This is a genomic window from Nitrobacter sp., from assembly GCF_051535235.1.
Classification (GTDB): Bacteria; Pseudomonadota; Alphaproteobacteria; order Rhizobiales; family Xanthobacteraceae; genus Nitrobacter.
Genome location: NZ_JBPPLZ010000013.1, coordinates 1 through 16,924, shown reverse-complemented (window position 1 = coordinate 16,924; position 16,924 = coordinate 1). Strand labels below are relative to the sequence as shown.

General features: G+C 64.8%; 16 protein-coding genes and 1 pseudogene. 4 read left to right on the top strand and 13 right to left on the bottom strand.

Going from position 1 to position 16,924, the window contains the following annotated elements:
* Positions 1–183 precede the first annotated feature (183 nt).
* The 5 genes from ACS3WA_RS14130 to ACS3WA_RS14110 form a co-directional block, all read right to left on the bottom strand.
* Positions 184–903 carry a DUF4167 domain-containing protein gene (locus ACS3WA_RS14130; RefSeq protein WP_438279149.1) on the bottom strand — a complete coding sequence of 240 codons (720 nt, stop codon included), beginning with the start codon at positions 901–903 and terminating at the stop codon, positions 184–186.
* Positions 904–1,371: 468 nt separating this feature from the next.
* Positions 1,372–2,256, bottom strand: coding sequence for a peptide chain release factor N(5)-glutamine methyltransferase (prmC, locus tag ACS3WA_RS14125; RefSeq protein ID WP_438279148.1), 885 nt, complete (start codon positions 2,254–2,256; stop codon positions 1,372–1,374).
* A 64-nt stretch (positions 2,257–2,320) separates the two neighbouring features.
* Positions 2,321–3,406, bottom strand: coding sequence for a peptide chain release factor 1 (gene prfA / locus ACS3WA_RS14120; protein ID WP_438279188.1), 1,086 nt, complete (start codon positions 3,404–3,406; stop codon positions 2,321–2,323).
* Between the two features lie 94 nt (positions 3,407–3,500).
* Entirely contained in the window at positions 3,501–5,768 is a 2,268-nt protein-coding gene (gene ptsP, locus ACS3WA_RS14115; RefSeq protein WP_438279147.1) for a phosphoenolpyruvate--protein phosphotransferase, read from the bottom strand.
* 310 nt (positions 5,769–6,078) lie between these two features.
* Positions 6,079–7,332 carry an aspartate kinase gene (locus tag ACS3WA_RS14110; protein ID WP_438279146.1) on the bottom strand — a complete coding sequence of 418 codons (1,254 nt, stop codon included), beginning with the start codon at positions 7,330–7,332 and terminating at the stop codon, positions 6,079–6,081.
* A 195-nt stretch (positions 7,333–7,527) separates the two neighbouring features.
* Here ACS3WA_RS14110 and ACS3WA_RS14105 point away from each other — a divergent pair, with 195 nt between their 5' ends.
* The 3 genes from ACS3WA_RS14105 (at position 7,528) to ACS3WA_RS14095 (ending at position 9,821) form a co-directional block, all read left to right on the top strand.
* Positions 7,528–7,995 (top strand): PH domain-containing protein, encoded by a 468-nt coding sequence (locus tag ACS3WA_RS14105; protein WP_438279145.1) that lies wholly within the window; start codon positions 7,528–7,530, stop codon positions 7,993–7,995.
* A gap of 15 nt (positions 7,996–8,010) precedes the next feature.
* Positions 8,011–8,784: a bifunctional 2-polyprenyl-6-hydroxyphenol methylase/3-demethylubiquinol 3-O-methyltransferase UbiG gene (ubiG, locus tag ACS3WA_RS14100; protein WP_438279144.1), complete on the top strand. Its 774-nt coding sequence runs from the start codon at positions 8,011–8,013 to the stop codon at positions 8,782–8,784.
* Positions 8,785–8,921: 137 nt separating this feature from the next.
* Complete coding sequence (locus ACS3WA_RS14095; protein ID WP_438279143.1) at positions 8,922–9,821, top strand: EamA family transporter; 900 nt, start codon at positions 8,922–8,924, stop codon at positions 9,819–9,821.
* Here the strand turns inward: ACS3WA_RS14095 and ACS3WA_RS14090 are convergent.
* From ACS3WA_RS14090 to ACS3WA_RS14070, 5 genes and pseudogenes are all read right to left on the bottom strand, one after another.
* The gene (locus ACS3WA_RS14090; RefSeq protein ID WP_438279142.1) at positions 9,811–10,251 is read right to left on the bottom strand and encodes an EamA family transporter; all 441 of its coding nucleotides are present in this window, start codon (positions 10,249–10,251) and stop codon (positions 9,811–9,813) included. The genes ACS3WA_RS14095 and ACS3WA_RS14090 overlap by 11 nt on opposite strands.
* A 6-nt stretch (positions 10,252–10,257) precedes the next feature.
* Positions 10,258–10,701 carry a DUF1178 family protein gene (locus ACS3WA_RS14085; RefSeq protein ID WP_438279141.1) on the bottom strand — a complete coding sequence of 148 codons (444 nt, stop codon included), beginning with the start codon at positions 10,699–10,701 and terminating at the stop codon, positions 10,258–10,260.
* A gap of 32 nt (positions 10,702–10,733) precedes the next feature.
* Positions 10,734–10,937 (bottom strand): annotated as a pseudogene (locus ACS3WA_RS14080) (DUF1178 family protein); the annotation flags it as partial.
* On the bottom strand, positions 10,934–11,812 hold the full coding sequence (locus ACS3WA_RS14075; RefSeq protein ID WP_438279140.1) for a carbon-nitrogen hydrolase family protein: 879 nt from the start codon (positions 11,810–11,812) through the stop codon (positions 10,934–10,936). The gene ACS3WA_RS14075 and the pseudogene ACS3WA_RS14080, both read right to left, overlap by 4 nt.
* A 50-nt stretch (positions 11,813–11,862) precedes the next feature.
* Positions 11,863–12,678 carry a ComF family protein gene (locus ACS3WA_RS14070; RefSeq protein ID WP_438279187.1) on the bottom strand — a complete coding sequence of 272 codons (816 nt, stop codon included), beginning with the start codon at positions 12,676–12,678 and terminating at the stop codon, positions 11,863–11,865.
* A gap of 100 nt (positions 12,679–12,778) precedes the next feature.
* On the opposite strand from ACS3WA_RS14070, the gene ACS3WA_RS14065 reads away from it, so the two are divergent.
* A complete protein-coding gene (locus tag ACS3WA_RS14065; RefSeq protein WP_438279139.1) occupies positions 12,779–13,666 on the top strand; it encodes a methyltransferase domain-containing protein in 888 nt (295 codons plus the stop codon).
* A 131-nt stretch (positions 13,667–13,797) separates the two neighbouring features.
* On the opposite strand, the gene mutT is transcribed toward ACS3WA_RS14065, so the two are convergent.
* The 3 genes from mutT to ACS3WA_RS14050 form a co-directional block, all read right to left on the bottom strand.
* Complete coding sequence (gene mutT / locus ACS3WA_RS14060; protein WP_438279138.1) at positions 13,798–14,199, bottom strand: 8-oxo-dGTP diphosphatase MutT; 402 nt, start codon at positions 14,197–14,199, stop codon at positions 13,798–13,800.
* A 184-nt stretch (positions 14,200–14,383) separates the two neighbouring features.
* On the bottom strand, positions 14,384–15,637 hold the full coding sequence (gene argJ / locus ACS3WA_RS14055; RefSeq protein WP_438279137.1) for a bifunctional glutamate N-acetyltransferase/amino-acid acetyltransferase ArgJ: 1,254 nt from the start codon (positions 15,635–15,637) through the stop codon (positions 14,384–14,386).
* A gap of 259 nt (positions 15,638–15,896) precedes the next feature.
* Positions 15,897–16,823: a peptidylprolyl isomerase gene (locus ACS3WA_RS14050; protein WP_438279136.1), complete on the bottom strand. Its 927-nt coding sequence runs from the start codon at positions 16,821–16,823 to the stop codon at positions 15,897–15,899.
* Positions 16,824–16,924 lie beyond the last annotated feature (101 nt).

Here is a 16,924-nt window from a genome sequence, read left to right as displayed (position 1 = left end):
CGATGGGGGTTTCCGGCGCGTCCATCCCTCCGCATTGGGAGGGGTGAGGTGCGGCGCTGGAATCTTTTCGCTCTGATGGAATCAGAAGCGAGGCTTATAATTTAGTTTTGACGCGTTTTCTCAACGTGAAGCGGTATCCATCCTCGGCTCAAGACCGAGGACATGCTTCGCTGCGAAAACGCTCTATTCGTTGCCGGGGTTGAAGTCCTCGCCGGAGACGGACGGCTGCGCCATGCTGTCTTGACGCGGACTATGCGGGCGCCGGCGCCGGCGCGGCGGGAAGCGGTCGTTGCGTTCGCCGCCCTGGTGGCCGTTGCCCTCGAACCGGCCGCCATTCGCCTGGGGCTGCGATCCCGTGATGAACGACGGCAGGCGATCGACGCCGCCGTTGTCGGCGGGCTGCATCGCCGGTTGCGGCTGATATTGCGGCTGCGGCTGACGATGTTCGCGGGGTTGCTGCTGGTCGCGCTGGAAGGGTTGCGGGTCGCGCTGATGATTGTCGCGCGGCTGCTGAACAGGAACGAAGCCGGGCTCCGCTCCGAAGTTCGAGTAGTTTTCGCTCTCGTCGTCGCCCGAATCATCGCTCGCCTCGACGTCGATCCGCGGCTGCTGCTGCGGCTGGCTCTGGCGAAACTGTTCCTGCGCCGCGGCGATCAGGCGGAAATAATGCTCGGCATGCTGATAGTAGTTCTCGGCGGCTACGGGATCGCCGGATGAACGTGCGTCGCGGGCGAGCTGGACGTATTTCTCGGCGACGTGAGAGGCGGTACCGCGGATCTTGATGTCGGGGCCGTTGGATTCGAAAACCCGAGTCATCGGGTTCTGGCTGCGCCGGTTGTTATTGTTATTATTATTGTTATTTCGGTTACGCATCCGCTTGTTGTTATTCTGACCGTTTCTCATGTCCCGCCTTCGGTTACCAGCCTTGAAGTTTCACCCTTGAGGAATTGTCTTGTCATTATCTTATCGTGCCACCGACGTGACCTGCGCAGCGCAGGGCGCCACTTTTTCCATATCGGTCCGCCAATCGCCGCGTTCAGCAAGCACGCGTTTCCGGGTCGGTCGGCAGGCGCATCGCACCGGCACGGCCACACCATTTAGCCAGAGACGCCAAACTCCGGTTTTCTCTCGTGAGTCTTCAAGTGCAGTATCAGGCTTTCGTTCGCTTCATGGTCGCAAGCAACGCAGCTCTCGGCCAACGCGCTTGATATGACCTGCCCTTAAGAAACGTTCACTCGGGTCGGTTCTCGTTCGAGAACTCTAGGCTCACCTGCAGGAACGCTGCGGGGCCAGCAACCCGGGACCGTGTTGATTTGAAGGTAGTCGCTCCCGAGGGATATTCCAAGTGGTTTTTTACGGCCCAATCGGGCTTTACGAGGGCGATTTTCGGGCTATGACGGCGCGGCCGACACCCGCGAGGTCGGCCCTCGGAGGTCCCGCGACCGTTAACCCTATGGTAGTCATCAGCCCGGCGACATCGCCGGCCTGACCCTGTCCCACCTCCATGACGAGGAGGCCGTGAGGAGATAGCAGCCTTTCGGCCTGCGGCACGATCCGGCGATAGGCTTTGAGCCCGTCGCCGCCGCCATCCAGAGCGAGATGCGGATCGTGATCACGTACCTCCGGCGCGAGAGATGCGATGTCGGCCGTGCGGACATAAGGCGGGTTCGAGACGATCACGTCGAACAGGCCTGACAGGCTTTCCGCATAGTCGCCGACCATAAAGTCTGCGCGCGCCGCAAGACCGAGGGCTTGCGCGTTGTCTTTCGCGGTGTCGAGCGCGGTTGCGCTCAGATCAGTGCCGATGCCGGTGGCATTGGGCAGTTCGGTCAGTAAAGCGAGCAGGATCGCACCGCTGCCGGTGCCGAGATCGGCGATGCGGAGCGGTGCCTTCGCGCGGCCTTCGGCGCGGAGGATGTCGAGCGCAGCCTCGACCACGGTTTCGGTATCCGGCCGCGGCACCAGCGTCTCCGCGGACAGCTTGAACGGCAGCCCCCAGAATTCCTTCGTTCCGAGAATGCGCGCCACCGGCTCGCCGGCGAGACGGCGCCTTGAAAACGCTTCCAGTTGCGTGGCCTGGTCCGGTGTCAGGTGTCGTGCAGCGGCCGCTATCAGCGCGGTAAGATCGAGCTGCAGCACCGCGCCAATCAGTATTCGGGCGTCAAGCGCGGCGCTGTCGATCCCCGCGGCTTCGAAGCGCGCCGTCAGCAATCGCCGCGCGGTCTCGATGCTCTGTCCGGTCAATGAATCGGTCATGCCTTCGTTTCTGGCCGGGGCCTTGTCGTCCCCGCGACCGCCGGGACTCATACGCCGCGTCGTTTCACGCGCTGCCATTCTCGGCTGCAAGCTGCGCTGCCTGGTGCTCCGTGGTCAGCGCATCGATCAGCTCGTGCAGCGCGTCGCCGGCGATCACCTGCGGCAGCTTGTAGAGCGTCAGGTTGATGCGGTGATCGGTGACGCGGCCTTGCGGAAAATTGTAGGTTCGGATGCGCTCGGACCGGTCGCCCGATCCGACCTGATCCTTGCGGTCGGCGGAGCGCGCGGTATTGATGCGCTGCCGCTCGGCGTCGTAGATGCGCGAGCGCAGGATGTTCATCGCCGAAGCGCGGTTCTTGTGCTGGGAGCGGCTGTCCTGCATGTTGACGACGATGCCGGTGGGGATGTGGGTGATCCGGATCGCGGACTCCGTCTTGTTGACGTGCTGGCCTCCCGCGCCCTGCGCGCGCATGGTTTCGATGCGAAGATCGTCGGGCTTGATCTCGACGTCGACCTCTTCGGCCTCCGGCAGCACCGCCACGGTCGCCGCCGACGTATGAACGCGCCCCTGCGCTTCGGTATCGGGCACGCGCTGCACCCGGTGCACGCCGGATTCGAACTTCAACTTGGCGTAGGCCCCGCGGCCCCTCACCTCGGCGACGATTTCCTTGTAGCCGCCCATGGTGCCTTCGCTTGCCGACACCACCTCCACCTTCCAGCCCTGCAAGCCTGCGAAACGCTCGTACATGCGAAACAGATCGCCCGCGAACAGCGAGGCTTCGTCGCCGCCGGTGCCGGCGCGGATTTCGAGCATCACGTTACGCTCGTCCATCGCATCTTTTGGCAGAAGGGCGATTCGAATCCTCTGCGCGAGTTCGTCGCCTTGCGCTTCCAGCGCCGGGCGCTCGGCTTCCGCCATCGCCCGCATTTCGGCGTCCGTGGCGGGATCGGCGATCATGGCGTCGATGCCGGTGATCTCGGCCTTGACCGCGCGCCAGTTCTTCACCGCCTCGACGACAGGATTGAGTTCGGCCAGTTCGCGCGTCATCTGCACGTATCTGTCGGCGCTGACCTGGCTCAGCAGCTCGCTTTCGAGCGCGGCGTGACGGACCAGCAGGAGATCGAGTTTGGCTTCTGGCAGCATGATCAGGTGCGCAACGGTTCGTTGTTCTCTCTCCCCTTACGGGGAAGGGTCAAACAGGGGAGTAAGCTCAGGCGAGGCGAAACGCGACTCAAGATGTTGCTCACAACGCCAGCCCTTCTGCATCGGCGAAGTCCTTGAGCCTGTCGCGGATGGACAGGCTGCCGGACGGGGCGTCCAGCAGAGGCATGATCGCCGCTTCGGCCTTCTGCGCATCGAGATCGAGGATCATGGCCTTGACGGGACCGTGCGCCGTGGCCGACAGCGACAGCGAGCGGTAGCCGAGTGCGATCAGCGCCAGTGCGCCCAGCGGCTGCGATGCCATCTCCCCGCACAGCGAGGCGCTTTTCCCGGCGGCCCTGGCTTTGGTCGCGATATCGCGGAGCGCCCGGAGAATCGGCGCCGACAGCGTATCGAAGCGGTTGGATACCTTGCTGTTGCCGCGATCGACCGCGAACATGAACTGGAACAGGTCGTTCGATCCGACGGAGACGAAATCGACCTTCCCGAGCAATTCGTCGAGCTGGTACAACAGCGCCGGCACCTCGACCATGGTGCCGACGTCAACGCGTTCCGGCAACGCGTGGCCGTGCTGGCGCAGATAGGTGAGTTCGCGCTCGACGATGGCCTTGGCCTGATCGAATTCGGCGACTTCCGAGATCATCGGGAACATGATGCGTAGCGCGCGTCCGCCGCCGGCGCGCAGCAGCGCGCGGACCTGCCCGCGCAGCAGACCGGGGCGATCGAGCCCGAGCCTGATCGCGCGCCAGCCCAGCGCCGGATTTTCCTCCGCCACGGTTTCCATATAGGGCACCGCCTTGTCGCCGCCGATGTCGAGGGTGCGGAAGGTCACCGGCTTGTCGCCGGCGGCGTCCAGCACCGCGCGGTACAGCGCAAGCTGTTCGCTGGTGCGCGGAAGGTTCTGGCCGACCATGAATTGCAGCTCGGTTCGGAACAGGCCGATGCCCGAGCAATTGGTGTCTTCGAGATGAGGCAGGTCGATCAGGAGGCCGGCATTGATCATGAGATCGACCGGCTGGCCGTCCCGGGTGACGCATGGCTTGTCGCGCAGCGCGATGTACTGCGCCTGCCGCCGGGCGCGAAAGCGCACGCGCTCCGCATAGGCCGATTCGATTTCCGCCGACGGCCGCACGTAGATCGCGCCCGAGGTGCCGTCGACAATGATGGCGTCTCCGGGATCGGCGATCCCGGGCGCGTTCGGCACCTCGCCGACGGCCGGGATGCCGAGCGCGCGCGCGACGATGGATACGTGCGAGTTCGCTGTCCCCTCTTCCAGCACCAGGCCGCGCAGCCGCTTGCGGTCATAGTCCAGCAGGGCCGCCGGTCCCATCGCGCGCGCGATCAGGATCGCGTTCTCGGGGAGTTGCTCGCGCGAGGGCGCATGGTCCTGCCCGGCCAGTTGCCGCATCAGGCGATGGCCGAGATCCTCGAGGTCGTGCAGGCGATCGCGCAGATAGGGATCGGTCGAGCGCAGCATCCGCGCGCGGGTATCCGATTGCACGCGCTCGACGGCGGCCTCGGCGGTGAGGCCGGTCGCGACCGCCTCGTGCAGCCGGTGCGACCAGCCGTGATCGTTGGCGAACATCCGGTAGGCCTCGAGCACGTCGCGATGCTCGCCGCCGTCGGCGACGTCGCCGCGCTCCAACATGCGGTCGAGGTCGGCGCGCAGCTTGGCGAGCGCCGTGTCCAGCCGCCTGATTTCCTTGGGCAGGTCCTCGGCGATATAGTTGGTGATGACGACGCGCGGTTCGTGCAGAACCACATGGCCGAGCGCGATGCCGTCGGACAGGATCGCGCCGGTCTGGCGGATCGAGTGGCGCGAGACCGGCTCGAGGCCGGGCTGGGCGAGGGCCGCCAGTTCGCCCGAGGCGATCATCTCGGCGAGCACCATCGCGGTGGTCTGGAGCGCCTCGACCTCTTCCTCGACATAGGTGCGCCTGGCGCGGTTCTGCACCACGAGCACGCCGAGCGTATTGCCCGCGCGCAGGATCGGCACGCCGAGGAACGAATTGTAGATTTCTTCGCCGGTCTCCGGGCGGAACGAGAACGCCGGGTGACTCTGGGCGTCCGACAGATTGAGCGGCGTCGCTTCGCTGGCGACGAGGCCGACGAGACCCTCGTGCGAGGTCAGCACAGTGCGATGAACGGCGGTGCGGTTGAGACCTTCGGTGGCGTAGAGTTCCAAGGTATTGTCGACACGCAGCACGTAGGTCGAGCACACCTCCGCCACCATGTTGGCGGCGATCAGCACCACGATCTTGTCGAGGCGCTCCTGTGCGCTGACCGGCTCCGCCATGACTTCGCGGAGCCGTCTCAACAAGACGCGGGGGCCGCTCGACGCGCTCCGCATGTCCCGGTATCCTCCCTGCGAGGCCGTGTTTTGATAAGCCTCAGAAAAACAATGACTTTTACGCGTTCGAAAGCGCCGCGCCGCGGCTCACGACCGAATGATTGTCTGAAGCCTCGGCGCCGGTCGCACCGGTCGCGTCATGGGGCCGTATAACCAATCGCTATCCGGTTTGCCAAGCAAAACGCCTGCCACGAAGGGGCGGACGGTTTGGAAAATCTGCAACGCCGGCGCCGGGTGAGGCCGCGGCCCGTCTTTCGCCGGCCCGGCGAGGGGACGATCCGCTGCGTCCCTCGCCGGACGCGGAAAGGCCCTAGGCGTGATCGAGACCGTAAAGCGTGTGCAGGGTACGCACCGCGAGTTCGGTATAGGCGGTATCGATCAGCACCGAGAACTTGATTTCGGACGTGGTGATGGCGCGGATATTGATGCCCTTGTCCGACAGCGCCTTGAACGCCTGTGCAGCGACGCCGGCGTGGCTGCGCATGCCGGAGCCGATCACCGATATCTTCGCGACATCGGTGGCGCTGTCGAGGCGCGCATAACCGATCGTGTCGTGGGCCCGGGCGATGGTCTCTCGGGCGCGGGCATGGTCGGCGGCCGGCACCGTGAACGTCAGGTCGGTGGTCTTGCCGTCTTCTGAGACGTTCTGCACGATCATGTCGACGTTGATATTGGCGTTTGCGAGCGGGACGAAGATCGAGGCCGCGACGCCCGGCTTGTCCTCGATCTGACGCACCGAAATCTGGGCTTCGTCCTTGGAAAAGGCGATGCCGGTGACGACGTGGCTTTCCATGATTTCCTCCTCGCTGCAGATCAGCGTACCCGGCGGCGTGCCATGGGGGTCGATGTCCTCCGGCTTGTCGAAACTGGAGCGTACGAAAATCGGCATGTTCTGGGTCATGCCGAGTTCCACGGAACGAACCTGCAGCACCTTGGCGCCCTGCGACGCCAGTTCCAGCATGTCCTCGAACGCGATCTTGTCGAGCCGGCGGGCCTTTGGAACCACGCGCGGATCGGTGGTATAGACGCCGTCGACGTCGGTATAGATGTCGCAGCGGTCGGCGCGAATGGCGGCGGCGATCGCCACCGCTGAGGTATCGGAGCCGCCGCGGCCGAGCGTGGTGATGCGGCCGGTCTGCGGGTTGATGCCCTGGAAGCCGGCGATCACCGCGACTTCTTTGCGCTCCCTGAAACGGTTGACGAGTTCGCCACCGTCGATGCCGAGGATGCGCGCCGAGGCGTGAGCGTCCGAGGTGTGAATCGGAATCTGCCAGCCCTGCCAGGAGCGCGCCTGAATGCCGATCGCCTGCAATGCGATGGCCAGGAGGCCCGACGTGACCTGCTCGCCGGACGCCACCACCGCATCGTATTCCCGCGCATCGTGCATCGCAGACGCATCACTGCACCAGGCCACCAGTTCGTTGGTCTTGCCCGACATCGCCGATACCACCACGGCGACGTCGTGACCGGCGTCGACCTCGCGTTTGACATGCCGCGCGACGTTGCGGATGCGGTCGAGATTGGCGACGGAGGTGCCGCCGAATTTCATCACAAGCCGGCTCATGACGGATGGTGCGTTCCCAAGGCGATCTGGATTGAGGGTTAATCGGATAGAGGCTGGTTGAATATCGTGCGAAAAGCGGGCGCACGGGCGAGAAGGCGCGTATACATAACGGCGCGGTTGCGGGCAGGCAACCCGGCTTCCGGCCTTCCCCAAGGGGCGGTCGGATGATCCAGGCAGGGCGCGCGAGGCAGGCCGATGGGACGCTATATCGATGATATTCTGCAACCGGGCGAGAAGGTGTTGTATTCGACCAACGTGCACTGGATTTTCTATCTGCCGGCCATCGCCGCCTGGATCGTGGCGCTCGTCCTTTTCGCGGGGTCGCAGGCGTTCGTGAGCCAGGCTTCGGTGCTGCTGTGCCTGTCGCTGGCCATCATCGCAGCGCTGGTGGCGCTGTACTGGATGCTGCGGGCGTGGTTTCACCGCTGGACCACCGAGACGGACGTGACCAATTTGCGGGTTGTGCACAAGACCGGCTTCATCAAACGGCGTACCTTCGAGATGAGTCTGGACAAGGTCGAGAGCGTCGATGTCAATCAGAGCATTCTCGGCCGTATTCTCAACTACGGAGACGTGACGGTGCGCGGGGTCGGCGAAGGGGCCGAGAGGATCAGGACGATCGCCTCGCCGCTGGCGTTCCGCAGCCACATCACGGCACGATAGGAGCCGCGCACAGCCATGGCCATGCCAGTCAACCCTTCCGCGAATTCTTCGGCCGCGTCGGGATCGACAGTCGATCCGGCCGAGATCGCGAAGTTCTCCAAACTGTCGCAGGAGTGGTGGGATCCAAACGGCAAGATGGCGCCGTTGCACAAGATCAACCCGCTGCGGCTCCAGTTCATCCGCGACGCCGCCTGCCGCAAGTTCGAGCGTAGCGCGCGCAGCCTGAACTGCCTGGCGGACCTGAGGCTGCTCGATATCGGTTGCGGTGCGGGCCTTCTCTGCGAACCCTTCACGCGGCTCGGCGCCGAGGTGATCGGGGTCGACCCGTCCGCGTCCAACATCGCCGCGGCGAAGCTGCACGCCGAGAAAGCGCACCTGTCGATCGATTATCGCTGCACGACCGTGGAAGACATGGATGTGCGCGAGCGTTTCGACATCATCCTCGCGATGGAAGTGGTGGAGCATGTCGCCGACGTCGGCCTGTTCATCGATCGTTGCGCCGCGATGCTGAAACCGGGCGGCATGATGGTGGCCTCAACCCTCAACCGCAACTGGAAAAGCTTTGCGCTCGGCATCGTTGCTGCGGAATACGTGCTGCGCTGGCTGCCGCGCGGCACCCACCAGTGGGACAAGTTCGTCACTCCCGATGAACTCGCGCGTCATCTCGAGCGCAACCGGCTCGGCATCACCGAGCAGAGCGGCGTGGTCTACAGTCCCTTCGCGGACAAGTGGAGCCTGTCGTCGGACATGGATGTCAACTACATGGTGGTAGCGGAGGCGGTGGGATAAGAGGCGATCGAACGCTGTCCGTCGTACTTGCGAATGCAGGAACCGTACGGCCCGGCTTTTCGCACTGAGGGGCGTCTCCAGCAGGGGCTATAGGCCCTGCATGCGCAGGGACGAACCTGGGGTAGAAGTTATCTTTCATGTTCACCGTCGCCTCGCTCTGGATACCTTTCACGGTCACGGCTGCGCTCGGGCAGGTCGCGCGCAACGCGATGCAGCGCTCGCTGACCGGTCCGCTCGGCACCTGGGGCGCGACCAACATCCGTTTCCTGTTCGGTCTTCCGTTCTCGCTGATTTTCTTCGCTTTGGTGATCGCGTTCACCGGCGATCCGGTCCCGTGGCCGCCCGCGGTCTTCTGGCTGTGGCTGCTGCTCGGCGCGCTCACGCAGATCGTCGGCACCGGCCTGATGCTGCTTGCGATGAACGACAACTCATTCGTGGTGACGACGGCATATCTCAAGACCGAAGCCATCCAGACCGCGATCTTCGGATTTGTTTTTCTCGGCGATCATCTCACATTGCTGAAAGTGATCGCGATTCTGATCGCAACCCTCGGCGTCGTCATGACCGCGCTGCGGCCGGCGGGTTCCAGGGGCTTTGCCGACCTCAAGCCGACAATGTTGGGATTGGTCGCAGCCGCCTGCTTCGCCCTGTCCGCGGTCGGCTTTCGTGGCGCCATCATCGCGGTGCCCGGTGTATCGTTCGTCACCGCGGCGTCCTACACGCTGGCGCTCGGGCTGCTGGTGCAGACGGCGGTGCTGACGGCATATCTATTGCTGCGCGCGCCGGACGTGCCGAAAAGAATTCTCGGCCTGTGGCGGCCATCGATGTTCGCGGGCTTTATGGGTGCGTTCGCCTCCCAATTCTGGTTCCTGGCGTTCGCGCTCACCGCCGCAGCCAACGTCCGCACGCTGGCGCTGGTCGAGGTGCTGTTCGCGCAGGCGGTGTCGTATTATTCGTTCAAGCAGCCGCTCACGTTACGTGAAGCTTGCGGGATCGTGCTGATCGTGATCGGCGTTGGGCTGCTGGTCAGCGTTTGAATGCAATCAGCACCGCGCCCCCGGCGATCAGCGCGATGCCGAGCCAGCCGTTGAGCGACGGCCGTTCGCCAAGGAAGGCGACGCCGAACAACGCCACCAGCACCACGCTCAGCTTGTCGATCGGCGCAACCAGTGCCGCCGGACCGAGCTTCAGCGCGCGGAAATAGCAGATCCACGACGCGCCGGTGCCGAGCCCGGACAACACCAGGAAAATCCAACTGCGGGTCGGGATCGAGCCGGGTCGGCTGAACTGCCCCGTTGCAAACAGGATCGCGCTCAGGCTGACCAGCACGACGATGGTGCGGATCCAAGTCGCGAGATCGGAACTGATGTCTTCGACGCCGACCTTGGCAAAAATGGCAGTCAGCGCTGCGAATGCCGCCGACAGCAGTGCCCAGAACAGCCAGGACGGAAGCGTATCCAGCGCCATTACTCGTCAGTTCCGGTCGTCCCGCAGCACCGGCAGCGATCCGACCGCGACGCCTTCCTCGATCAGCGATTTCGCGTCCTCCGGCGACGCCTCGCCGTAGATCGGGCGAGGCTCGATATCGCCGTAATGCATTTTGCGGGCTTCGTTGGGAAATCGCGCGCCGACGTCGTCGGCGTTCTTGACCAGATGGTCGTGCAACTGCTTGAGTTCGGCGCGCAGCTCGCGCTCCTCCGCCATCGTTGCCGACATGGATGGGTCAGCAGGCGCTTGCGATCCGCGCTTTCTGGCGCCGACAATCCGTGGCGCCATGATCGCCTTCTCGACCTTCGCCGAGCCGCAGACCGCGCAGGTCACGAGTTTGCGCTTGAGCTGCGAATCGTAGGCCGACGAACTCTGGAACCAGCTTTCGAAGCTGTGACCGCGCTCGCAGCGCAGGTTGTAGCGGATCATGCCGAACCTCCCTCAGGAGGGTCGATCGTGAATGCGGGAGCGGCCGCGATCCGTCGTGGGCCCTTCTTCTTGCTGCCGCCGAGCCGCGGCGCCATGATCGCCTTCTCGACCTTCGCCGAGCCGCAGACCGCACAGGTCACGAGCTTGCGTTTGACCTGCGAGTCGTAAGACGCGGAACTCTGGAACCAGCTTTCGAAGGTGTGGCCGCGGTCGCAGCGCAGGTTATAGCGGATCATGCCGAGCCTCGCACGAGATGCAGGTGATTGGTCGCGGAATGGGTGATCAGGGAGAAGCGCCGCCCGTGCTGCAGCGAGGGCACGGTCTTGCGCGCGGCTGCGACCTTGGCCGGATCGATCGTCGCCAGCACGATGCCGGGTTCGGCACCGCCGCCTTCCGCCAGCACGGTGCCCCAGGGATCGACAATCAGCGAATGGCCGAACGTTTCGCGCCTGTTCTCGTGCAAACCCGCTTGCGCTGCGGCAAACACGAAGCAGCCGTTCTCGATGGCGCGGGCACGCAGCAGCGTGTGCCAGTGCGCCTCGCCGGTCTTTCTGGTGAAAGCCGAGGGCACTGTGAGAAACGACGCGCCCGCTTCGGCCAGCGCGCGGTACAGCGCCGGAAAGCGGAGGTCGTAACAGATCGTCATGCCGAGCTTGCCCCAGGGCAGTTCCGCCAGGACGGCAGTTTCACCTGGCTGATAGTTGGCGGATTCCCGGTAGCTTTCGCCGCCGCCGAGATCGATATCGAACATGTGAATCTTGTCGTAGCGTGCGAGGATATCGCCGGACGGTCCGATCAGGAACGAGCGGTTGACGGCTCTGTCGGGCGTAGCCTGCAACGCCAGCGAGCCGACATTGAGATGGATCCTCAGTTCGCGCGCCAGATCACGGTAAGCGGCCAGCGAGCGGTCATCGTCCTCGTTTTGCAGATTTTCGAACAGCGCAATGCGATCGGTCTGCATCATGTTGCTGACTTCGGGAGTCTGAATGAAGCTTGCGCCCTGTGCCGCCGCCTCGCGGATCAGCCTGGCGCCCTGCTCGAGATTCGGCTTCGGCAACAGACCGCTACGCATCTGGATCATCGCCGCGACGAACGTGGTCTCGGTGCTCATGTCGTTGCCTTTCGCCCGAACAGGAATGAGCTCCGGGTTCGAAGCTCAATTTATATGGGAGCTTTCATGGTGTCGACAACCCGGGCGAACACCAGCACGTCCACCTGCGCGGCTTTGGCGCGCAGCAGCACGCGCGCGCAGGCGTCCACCGTCGCGCCCGATGTCAGGACATCGTCGATCAGGACGATCCGACGACCCTGGATCTGGTCCGTGCGGTCGGTCGCGACCTTGAACGCGCCCTGCACATTGCGGGCGCGGTCATTCCGCGACAATCCGACCTGTTGCCGGGTCGGGCGGACTCGCCTCAGCGCATCCGGCGCCACCGGAACGCCGGATTGTGCAGCGATCACGCGCGCCAGCGCGCCGGACTGGTTGTAGCGGCGGCTCCAGCCGCGCCGCCAGTGCAGCGGCACCGGAATCAGAACGTCGGCAGCCTCGAGCAGTTCGGTGCCTGCGCGCGCCATCCAGCGTCCCATCGCGGGTGCGAGGTCGGTGCGGTCCTGATATTTCAGCGCATGGACCAGCACTTTGGCGACATCGTCGTAGCGCACGGCGGCGCGGGCGCGCTGATAGGCCGGGGGATTGGCGATCGCCTCCATCGACAGCATGCCGGAACCCGGATCGTAAACGAACGGGATGCCGAGGCGGGGACAATAGGGGCGCTCGATGAACGACAGTTGCGTCCAGCACGCCGCGCAGACGCCGACGCCCGCGACCGGCTCGCGGCAGGCGACGCAGAGCGTCGGCAGCGCGATATCGAGCGCCGTTCGCGCCGCACGGGACAATATGCCGGAACACGCCTGCCACGCGCCGCGCAACCGATCGGCTCGGGGCGGCGAAACCTGGCTGTCCGGCGAGGCGTCCATGGGTGAAAGGCTAGCCCGCGATTTGACGATGCTCAAGCCGGACAGAACGAGTCCTCTTGCCCGGGACACAATCGCGTTGCCGCGGATTGCCAGCGACGGGATGAACGGCGTACCAAGCCACATGGCCCCGAACCCGCCATCCCCGCCTGTTCTGTTCGACCGCGCCTTGCTGCGCGTGCGGCGGGGTCGCGCGGCCAGAATAGGAGCCGCGACGTTCCTGCTCGATCGCGTCGCGGAAGATATGGCGGAGCGCTTGCGGGCCGTGTTGCGCACCTTTCAGCATGGGGTGGATGTCGGCACGCCGGGCGATCAGGTGCGCGGCGCGCTGGCGGCGCAGGTCGCGGAGTTATCGAGCATCGATCTTCCCGCCGACGAGAGCGAAGCCCTGGGGCTGGCGCCGGAATCGATCGATCTGGCCGTCTCAGGACTCGCATTTCAGTTTGTCGACGATCTGCCGGGCGTTTTGGCGCAGATTCGCCGCGCGCTGAGGCCGGACGGGTTTCTGCTCGCGGCCACAGTCGGCGGCGAGACGCTGACCGAATTGCGCCAGGCGTTCGCCGCCGCCGAGTCCGAGCTTGAGGGAGGCATCTCGCCGCGAGTCGCGCCGTTCGCCGATGTGCGCGACGCCGGTGCGCTGCTGCAACGCGCCGGCTTCGCACTGCCTGTGACGGACGTCGATCGCGTCGTGGTGCGCTACGCCGATGCTTTCGCGCTGATGCACGATCTCCGCCGCATGGGCGCGGCCAATCTCATGACCGAGCGGCGGCGGACGCCGTTGCGCCGCGCGACGCTGTTGCGGATGGCGCAAATCTATCATGAGCGCTTCGCCGATCCGGACGGCCGCATCCGCGCCACCTTCGATATCGTCTGGCTGTCGGGCTGGGCGCCACATGAGAGCCAGCAGAAGCCGTTGCAGCCGGGATCGGCTAAGGCGAGCCTGGAGGACGCGGTGAAGAGACGCGGCAAGACCGAATGCAAGCCGGAATGATCGCGTCCCGGGCGCGGTGCGGCATTCCCGATGCCGCTCCGCAGAACCGGGACCGCCCGAGAACGCTACCCTTGCAACGGCCCGGCTCTGCGCACCATCGCTTCGCGCTGCGACGTCCGGGGCAAGGGTTTCTACATCAGCAGATCGATCAGCGGTGGGATCAGCGGGATGTCCGCCGGCGGCATCGGATAGTCGCGCAATTTGTTGGCGCGAACCCACTTCAGCGCCTGTCCTTCTTTCGACGCTACATCGCCCTGCCAGCGCCGGCAGACGTAGAGCGGCATCAACAGGTGGAAACTCTCGTAGGCGTGGCTGGCGAAGGTCAGCGGCGCGAGGCAGGCTTCCTGCGTCACGATGCCCAGCTCCTCGCGCAATTCGCGAATCAGCGCCTCTTCGGGGCGTTCGCCGGGCTCGAACTTGCCGCCGGGGAATTCCCACAGGCCGGCAAGCTGCTTGCCTTCGGGCCGCTGCGCGATCAGCACGCGGTTGTCGGCGTCGATCAGCGCGCAGGCGACGACGAGGGTGAGTTTCATGCCGAATGCGCTCCATTGGCGGTGAAGCGGGCGCCGTATATAACGGCGTTACGCCCGCGCTTGTCGCGGGCATCCACGTCTTGACGGCAATTCAGCGAGAGAGACGTGGATGGCCGGGACGTCAGCGCGGCGACGCGCTTCGCGCTTTTGCCCGGCCATGATGAAGCCACGAGAACTGGAATTCTCACGACCGGTAATCGCCATTGATGGCGACATACTCCTTGGTGAGATCGCAGGTCAGCACCCGATCGCGGCCCTTGCCGAGGCCGAGCGCCACGGTGATCCGGATGGTCGGGCTTTTCATCGCCGCCGAGACCTCCGCTTCATCATAGGACGGATCGCGCGCGCCGCGGGTGGCGACGCGGATGCCGTTGAACGAAATCGAGAGCTTGTCGCGGTCGGCCGGTTCGCCGGCCTTGCCGACCGCCATCACCACACGGCCCCAGTTGGCGTCCTCCCCGGCAATCGCGGTCTTCACCAGCGGTGAATTGGCGATCGACTTGGCGATTCTGCGCGCGGACAGTTTCGAGGTCGCGCCCTCGACGATGACTTCGACCAGCTTGCGCGCGCCTTCGCCGTCGCGCGCCACCTGTTCGGCGAGATCGGCCAGCACGCCGTTGAACGCTTTGGCGAAGGCTTTCAGGCGCGGATCGCCCGCGCGGGAAATTTTCGGCGCGCCTTGGGCGCTCGCTGCTCCGGTCGCGAAGGCCAGCAGCGTGTCGGAGGTGGATGTGTCGCTATCGATGGTCACGGCGTTGAAGGTGTCCTCGACGCCGCTCTTCAACAGCGATTGCAACACCGTCCCCGAAACCGGCGCGTCGGTGAACACGAACGACAGCATGGTCGCCATGTCGGGCGCGATCATGCCTGCGCCCTTGGCGATGCCGTTGATGGTGACGGTGGCCTTGCCGAGTTTCACGCGCGCGGTCGCGACCTTGGGAAAGGTGTCGGTGGTCATGATGGCGCGGGCTGCGTCCATCCAGCGATCGGGCGCCGCGTCGCGCGCCAGCGTTTCCAGTACGCCGTTGAATTTCGTCGCGTCGAGCGGCTCGCCGATCACGCCGGTCGATGCCAGATAGACGTCGCTTGCCTTGCAGCCCGCGGCCTTCGCCGCGATGTCGGCGGTCAGTCTGGTCGACTGGCGTCCGGTCTTTCCGGTGAAGGCGTTGGCATTGCCGGAATTCACCACCAGCGCCAGCCCGCCTCTGGAGGATATACCGTCTTTCAGTCGGGCGCGGCACCACTCCACCGGCGCCGACGGGCACTTCGATCTGGTGAACACGCCGCCCACCGTGGTGCCCTTGTCCAGCAGCGCCAGCAGCACGTCGGTGCGGCCCGTGTAGCGGATGCCGGCCTCGGCGGTCGCGAGACGAACGCCCGCGATCACAGGCATGTCCGGGACATCTGATGGGGCGAGGGGAGAAATGGCGGTGGACATCGGGCGTGCCTTCGGCGGTTTGCCCCTCTCCCCTTGTGGGAGAGGGTGCTGAGCGGCGAGGCCGCGAAAGCGGGTGAGGGGTCGACCACCGACACGACGATGCGGTGACCCCCGACCCGACGCAAATTCGCTTCGCTCATTCACGCCACCCTCTCCCACAAGGGGAGAGGGAAGAAAAGAGCCGGATGCGGACACCAGATACGAAACGGGGCGGGATGATGTGCATCCCGCCCCGTCATGATCGAAATCTGTCGTCGATCTACTTCTTCGCGGGCGCGGGCGCCATCTTGCCGTCGGCGGGCTTCGCGACGCTGGCCTTGTCTCCGCCTGCCGCAGCCGCCGGCTTGTCCATCCGTTCGACCTTGGCGGTCTCGCGCAGCTTGGCGACGTAGTCGGCCTGCGCCTTGCGCGTCACATACTGCTCGATCTGCGGCTTCACCTGATCGAAGTCGGGGGCCTTGCGGGCGCGCTTCTCCTCGACCTTGATGATGTGCCAGCCGAACTGGGTCTTGACCGGATCGGAAATCTTGCCGGGCTCCAACTCGAAGGCGACCTTGGAAAATTCCGGCACCATCTGCTCCTTGGTGAAGAAGCCGAGGTCGCCGCCGTCGGATGCGCCGGGATCCTTGGATTCCTTCTTGGCCAGTTCGGCGAAGTCCGCGCCCTTCTTCAACTGGTCCTCGATCTTCTTGGCTTCTTCCTCTGTCGGCACCAGGATGTGACGGGCGTGCACTTCCTGTTCGCTGGTGATCTGCTTGGAGGCGTCGTCATAGACCGTCTTCATGGCGTCGGGGGTGAGCGCCGCCTTGCCTTCGGACGCCAGCAGCTTGTCCATCAAAAGACGGTCGCGGGCGAAGGCGAGCCGTTTCTTGAAGTCGTCGCTGTTTTCGATCTTCTTGTCCTCGGCGGCCTTGGCGATGATCTTCATGTCGATCAGGAACGACAACACGTTGTCCTGCCTGGCCGCCGGGTCCATCTGCGCCAGGCTCGGACCCAATTCCTCTTCGGCGACATTGACGTCGCTCTGGCGGATCTCGGAGCCGTTAACCTTCGCCAGCACGGGATTCGAATCGGCTGCGCGGGCCGGGACAGCGGCGAGCAGGGCCACGGCCAGGCAGCCGCCGAGGGCGGACGAGGCCAGGCGAACGCGCAGGCTGTGTTTCGTTGCGGGCATTGAGGTGGTCATGGGAAGTCCTTGATCTCCAGGAGGAGGGGTTTTGGGACGGCGGACACTCGCTTAATCGCGCGGCCTTGGCAACGCGAAAACTCTGTCAAAATCATGAATTC